We start from the raw sequence: 6,393 nt of genomic DNA on the forward strand, positions 1-6,393 counted from the left end.
GGCGTGGCGTGCTGCACCTGGGGCCGTGCCTCCGTCGCGTGCTCGTAGTGGGCGTTGGGGTCCGCGGCGTCATCCAGGAACTCGGAGGACTCCTCCACGAGCTCCGCGTCGTCCTCCGCGTCCCAGGCGGGCATCCGGGCGATCTTGACGTCCTCCGCGTCCACCTCGACCTCGTCCTCGCGGACGAGCAGCCACGAGCGGTAGATCATGGCGGTCAGGAACGCGACCACGGCGAAGCCGATCACGATCGCGGTGAGGATCAGCGCCTGCGGCAGCGTGTCCGCGTACTCGTGCGGGTCCCGTCCGCGCACGAACAGCGGGGCCAGGCCCGTGCCGCCCGAGGAGAGGAACAGCAGCATGATGGCGCCGTTGTTGATCAGCACGATGCCGAGCAGGATGCGCGTCAGGCTGCGCTCGAGCACCAGGTAGATCCCCCCGGCGAACATCACGCCCATCGCCAGGAGCAGGGCCAGGTCGACGGTCATCATCGGGCGGCCTCCGGGGCGTCGGGGGTGGACGGGGTGGACGGGGTGGGCATGCGCGGATGACGACGGCGGGCCGCGGCGCGCAGGCGGGCGCGGCGGGCCTCCTCGCCCCGGCGGTCCACCTCACCGCCGAGCGAGCGCAGCACGTCGATCACGAGCCCGACCACCACGAGGTACACGCCGATGTCGAACGCCGTGGCCGAGACCAGCTTGAGGGCGTCGCCGAACAGCGGCAGGTCGGTGAACTCCACCACATAGGACTGCAGGATCTGCCCGCCGAAGAAGAGCGGGGCGATCCCGGTGAGCGTGGCGATCGCCAGGCCCAGGCCGATCATGGGCCCGGCCGGGATCACGGAGGCCTCCTGCAGCTCGTACCGGCCGCCGGCGAGGAAGCGCAGCGTGAGGGCCAGGCCGGCGAGCAGGCCGCCGGCGAAGCCGCCGCCGGGGGTGTTGTGCCCGGCCAGCAGCAGGTAGACGGAGAGCAGCATCATGATCGGGAACATGAAGCGGGTGACGACCTCGAGGATGATCGAGCGCCGCTCGGGGGCCATCGTGTGGCCGGCCACGAGCCACTGGCCCTTGCGATCGTCCACAGCGAAGCTGCGCACGACGGACAGCTCGCGGGCCCCGAGCGAGGAGTCGGCGCCGAAGTCGCCGACGGAGCCGGGGGCGACGTCGTCGATGCTGCGGGTGCGCCCGTCGCGGTGCTGCAGGAAGATCAGGGAGGCCACGCCGGTGGCCGCGGCGGCCAGCACCGTGATCTCGCCCCACGTGTCCCACGCGCGGATGTCCACGAGGGTGACGTTCACGGCGTTCGTGCCGTAGCCGTCCGTGTAGGCGAGCTCCGGCATGGGCAGCGAGATCCGCTCCGCCGTGCGGGCGGCCAGCGCGGTGGCGGCGATCCACATCATGGTCAGGGCGAAGCCGCCGGCGACCGCCATGCGGGCGATCCGCCGCGAGCCGGTGCGGCGGTCGTACCAGTCCGGCGGCAGCACGCGCAGGCCCAGGATGAGGGTGACCAGGATGATGGTCTCCACGAGCACCTGGGTGATCGCGAGGTCCGGGGCGCCGCGCATCGCGAACAGGGCGGCGGCGCCGTAGCCGGTCACGGACACCAGCATGATCGCCTTGAAGCGGCGGCGCGCGCGGACGGCGAACACGGTGGCGACGGCGATCATCAGCACCACGACCAGCTGCGCCGGGGTCTGGAACCAGGCGACGTCCGCGGAGAGGAACGAGGTGGCCAGCGTGCGCTCGCTGCGCCCCACGGGGAAGAGCAGGAACGCGGCCGGCAGCAGGAACGCGGTGGCCAGGATGATGCCCAGGTAGCGGCGCAGGGAGCCGGTCTGGGTGCGCCCCGTGACCCAGATGGCGACCTCGTCGAGGGCGCCGGTGATCTTCCGGTACGTGCGCAGGGCGTCGACCGGGAACTCGACGCGGCGCTGGAACGCCTCGACTCCCGGCCGGCCGAGGGCGAGCAGCGCGCCGAGCACCCAGACCCCCGCGGAGAGGGCGAGGATGGGCGTCCAGCCGTGCCACAGGGCCAGGTAGGCCGGCGCCTCCTCCGGGTCCAGCGGCGGCAGGGAACCCGTGTGGGCGGTGATGATCCCCTCCACCGGGCCGGGCAGGAAGGCGAGCACCAGGCCGGCGAGCGCGAGCAGCGCGGCCGGGGCCAGCTCGAGGGTGGTGACGCGGGTGTGGAAGCGCGTGACGGGGACCGCGGCCCCCTCCTCGTCCCGCTTGGCGGCGAACGAGCCCCACAGGAACCGCCACGTGTAGGCGAAGGTGAGCACCGAGCCCACGGTCATGAGCACGAGCGGCGTCCAGCCCCACACGTCCGCGTGCGCCACGCCGTGGGCGGCCAGGCCCTCCAGGACGGACTCCTTGGCCACGAAGCCGAACAGCGGAGGCAGGCCGGCCATGGACAGGCCCGCCACCACGGCGACGGCGGCCAGGGCCGGGTGGCGGCGGCCGATCCCGGAGAGCTGGCGCAGATCGCGCGTGCCGGCCTCGTGGTCGATGATGCCGACCACCATGAACAGGGGGGCCTTGAACACCGCGTGGGCCAGGAGCATGGCGAGGCCGGCCATGGCGGCGTCGCGGGTGCCCAGCCCGTTGGCCACCATGAGGAAGCCGAGCTGGGAGACCGTGCCGTACGCGAGGACGAGCTTGATGTCTGTCTGCCGCAGGGCGCGCCAGCCGCCGAGCAGCAGGGTCCACAGACCCACGCCGATCACGAGGACCTGCCACATGGCGAGGCCGTGGAACTCCGGGGCCAGGCGGGCCACGAGGAAGACGCCGGCCTTCACCATGGCCGCCGCGTGCAGGTACGCGGACACGGGGGTCGGCGCGGCCATGGCGGCCGGCAGCCAGAAGTGGAAGGGGGCCTGGGCGGACTTCGTGAGGGCGCCGATCAGCACCAGGGCGACGGCGACCTCGAGCAGCCCGCGCAGCCCGGCGTCGGCCATGAGGGCGGGGGCGGCCTCGAGGACCCCGGAGATCCGCCAGGACCCGGCGAAGTGGGCCAGCATGATCAGGCCCGCGAGCATGGCCAGGCCGCCGAACGTGGTGACGATCAGGGCGGTGATGGCGGAGCGGCGGGCGAAGATGCGGTGGCCCGAGTAGCCGATCAGCAGGAAGGACAGGACGGACGTGATCTCCCAGAAGGTGTAGAGCACCATCAGGTCGTCCGTGGTGACGAGCCCGAACATCGCGCCGGCGAACGCCAGCAGCTGCCCGCCGAACACCGCGTTGCGCGGCTCGTGCTCCCGGAAGTAGCGGGCGCAGTAGGCCAGGACCAGCGCGCCGACTCCCAGCACGATCAGGGACATGAACGCGGCCAGCACGTCCATGCGGAACGCGAGCTCGATCTCGAGGTACGGCACCCACGGCACGGCGCGGTCCAGGTGCGCCGCCGAGGCCGGGACCGGCCGGCCGGCGTCGAGCGCCTCCTGCAGCGCGAACACGTGCGGCAGCTGGGTGAGCAGCCAGACGAAGCCCGCCGCGGGGGCGGCGGCGAGCAGATAGAACCCCTGACGTCCCGTCCACCGGAAGATCACCGGGGCGGCGAGCGCGACGACGAAGAGCGCGGTCAGGATGACGAGCATGCGGTCCCTTCGTCAGGCACGGGCAGGGGTACGGTCCAGCCTAGCGGAGGGATGCGCCCCACCCGGGGTCAGCGGACCGATTCCGCGCTCCGCGTGATCGGCTCCGTGACCCGGGCGAACAGCAGCCCACCGGCCACGAGCACGACGGCGATCACGGGGATGACCACCCGGTTGTCCGGGTGCAGGGCGAGCGCGAGCGTCACGAGCGCGGGCGTGATGAACCCGACCGCGCGGCCCGTGGTGGCATACAGCCCGAACACCTCGCCCGCCGTCCGCGGCGTGGTGAGCCGGCCCAGGAACGCGCGCGAGGCCGACTGCACCGGGCCCACGAACAGGCACAGCGCCAGCCCGCCGACCCAGAACGCGAGGGTGCCCGAGGCGAAGAACAGCGCCCCGGCCACGAGGACCATGGCGGCCAGCGAACCGAGGATCACCCGGCGCGGGCCGACTGCGTCGTCGAGCTGCCCGCCCACGAAGGCGCCCAGGGCGGCCACCACGTTGGCCGCGATCGCGAACAGGACCACGTCCGAGGCCGCCAGCCCGTAGACCGTGGTGCCCAGGATGGCGCCGTAGACGAACACCGCGCCCACGCCGTCGCGGAACACCGCCGAGGCCACGAGGAACCACAGCGTGTTCCGGTCCTCGCGCCACATCCGGGCCAGCGTGGCCCCGAGCTCGCGGTAGGAGCCCAGCACCGACTCACGGCGCGGCCCGCCGTCCGCCGCCGGGGCGGGCGCCGGGTCCGGCACGGCCACCAGCACCGGGATCGCGAACACCAGGAACCACGCCGCGGCCACCAGCGCCACGACCCGGATGTTCAGCCCCTCGTCCTCCGTGATCCCGAACCAGTGCGCGTCCCCCGAGACGAAGCCCACGAACACGATCAGCAGCAGCAGGATCCCGCCGAGGTAGCCCGCTCCCCAGCCGATCCCCGAGATCCGGCCGATCGTGGCCGGCGTCGAGATCTGCACGAGGATCGCGTTGACCTGCACCTCCGCGAACTCGAAGAACACGGTGCCCAGGGCGATCAGGGTGACGCCCAGCAGCAGGGAGGACTCCCGGGGCGTGACGAAGAAGCACGCCGCGGTGCACGCGATCACCGCCGCCGTCATCACCCCCAGCCAGAGGCGGCGCCGGCCCGCGCCGTCCGCGCGCCGGCCCATCACGGGCGCGGTCAGGGCGATCACGACGCCGGCGATCGCCAGGGCCGTGGACAGCCACGCCGTGCCCCGCTCGTCCGGCCCGAACGCGTCCGAGGCCAGGTAGGTGCCGAACACGAAGGTGACCATGACCGCGTTGAACGCGGCCGAACCCCAGTCCCACAGCGCCCAGGCGGCCACCTGGCGGCGCGGGGCGGCGGAGGCGACCGGCGGGAGCGCGACGTCGGTCATCGCTCGATGCGGGTGAGATGGAAGTCGCGGTGCGCCCGGGAGGCCGTGGGCCCGCGCTGACCCTGGTACCGGTTCTGGTTGGCCCCGGTGCCGTACGGCGACTGGGCCGACGAGGAGAGCCGGAAGAAGCACAGCTGGCCGATCTTCATCCCCGGCCACAGCGTGATGGGCAGCGTGGCCACGTTGGACAGCTCGAGCGTGACGTGCCCGGAGAACCCGGGGTCGATGAACCCGGCGGTCGAGTGCGTCAGCAGGCCCAGCCGCCCCAGCGAGGACTTGCCTTCGAGGCGGGCGGCAAGGTCGTCCGGCAGCGTGACCTGCTCATAGGTGGAGCCGAGCACGAACTCCCCCGGGTGCAGGATGAACGCCTCGTCCGGGTCCACCTCCACCAGCCGGGTCAGCTCGTCCTGCTTCTGGCGCGGGTCGATGTGCGCGTACCGGTGGTTGTCGAAGAGCCGGAAGAACCGGTCCAGGCGCACGTCCACGGACGCGGGCTGCACCATCGCCGGGTCGAGGGGGTCCAGGCCCACGCGCCCGGAGTCGAGCTCGGCGCGGATGTCGCGATCGGAGAGCAGCACGGCTCAGTCCATTCGCACGACGACGGCCAGCGGGGTGCGCTCGCGGCCCTGGCCCAGCGGGTTGTCCGCGAAGGCGGCCTCGAGGACGGCGGCCGACGCGGCCGTGTCCTTGCCGAGGGCGTTGCGGCCGATGTCGTTGGCGTCCATCACGACGGTGCCGGCGAAGGAGGCCTTCGCCCAGGCCGGGATGTCCGCCGCCCGGATCATCGCCGAGACCTCGGCGGCCACCCGGTCCGGCTCGGCCGGCGGCAGCTTGGCCGAGACGTTGGCCGGGAACGTGGAGTAGGTGGTGGGCCCGTCGATCGCGCGGACGTTGCCGCCCACCACGTTGTAGAACACACCGCGCTTGCCGGCGACCTTGCCGGCGGCGCCGGCCGCCGCGGAGAGCACGATGCGCGGCAGGCCCGCCTCCTGGATGGCCAGCTGCATGGTGGTGGGATCGCCCAGGCCGATGCCCGCGGGCGTGCGGGTGACCAGGCGGGAGAGGACGCGGGCGGCCACGGAGGGGCGGACCTCCCACGTGTAGTAGGAGCGACCCTGGGTGATGGCCACGATCTTCTCGGACACGGAGAAGTGCCACGGGGCGTCCTGCGGCATCGCGTCCGCGGGCAGGTCGCGGAAGAAGTCCTCGATCTCGCCGCGCAGGTAGGCCTGCAGGTCCGTGTCCCGGTCCACCAGGCCGGTCTGCACCGGGAAGCGGCGGTAGCGGCGGCCAGCTTCTCCAGGGCGGTGTTCGCGCCCTTGACGTACGTGGCGTGGTGCTTAGAGTGGTGCAGCTCCATGATGCGGGCCGAGATGTGCGGCTCCAGCGCGGCGTAGTCGTAGTCCAGCT

General features: G+C 72.7%; 3 protein-coding genes and 3 pseudogenes. All 6 read right to left on the reverse strand.

What is annotated here, in order from left to right; genetic code table 11:
• A partial coding sequence (locus J1M41_RS01960; RefSeq protein WP_206451060.1) for an NADH-quinone oxidoreductase subunit K occupies positions 1 to 488 on the reverse strand: 488 nt, incomplete at its 3' end.
• On the reverse strand, positions 485 to 3,592 hold the full coding sequence (locus tag J1M41_RS01965; protein ID WP_206451036.1) for a Na+/H+ antiporter subunit A: 3,108 nt from the start codon (positions 3,590 to 3,592) through the stop codon (positions 485 to 487). The genes J1M41_RS01960 and J1M41_RS01965, both read right to left, overlap by 4 nt.
• Before the next feature lie 68 nt (positions 3,593 to 3,660).
• Positions 3,661 to 5,025 (reverse strand): annotated as a pseudogene (locus J1M41_RS01970) (MFS transporter); the annotation flags it as partial.
• Positions 4,980 to 5,561 carry a dCTP deaminase gene (dcd, locus tag J1M41_RS01975; protein WP_041104515.1) on the reverse strand — a complete coding sequence of 194 codons (582 nt, stop codon included), beginning with the start codon at positions 5,559 to 5,561 and terminating at the stop codon, positions 4,980 to 4,982. The gene dcd and the pseudogene J1M41_RS01970, both read right to left, overlap by 46 nt.
• A 3-nt stretch (positions 5,562 to 5,564) precedes the next feature.
• Positions 5,565 to 6,275, reverse strand: a pseudogene (locus tag J1M41_RS01980) (hypothetical protein); the annotation flags it as partial.
• A pseudogene (locus J1M41_RS01985) lies at positions 6,266 to 6,391 on the reverse strand (superoxide dismutase); the annotation flags it as partial. The pseudogenes J1M41_RS01980 and J1M41_RS01985, both read right to left, overlap by 10 nt.
• Between the last annotated feature and the right edge of the window lie 2 nt (positions 6,392 to 6,393).

The organism is Micrococcus sp. KRD096 (assembly GCF_017168495.1).
GTDB lineage: Bacteria > Actinomycetota > Actinomycetes > Actinomycetales > Micrococcaceae > Micrococcus > Micrococcus luteus.

Bases quoted from the DNA above. Each gene is read 5' to 3' on its own strand.
- J1M41_RS01965 (WP_206451036.1), bottom strand. From the start codon at position 3,592: ATGCTCGTCATCCTGACCGCGCTCTTCGTCGTCGCGCTCGCCGCCCCG.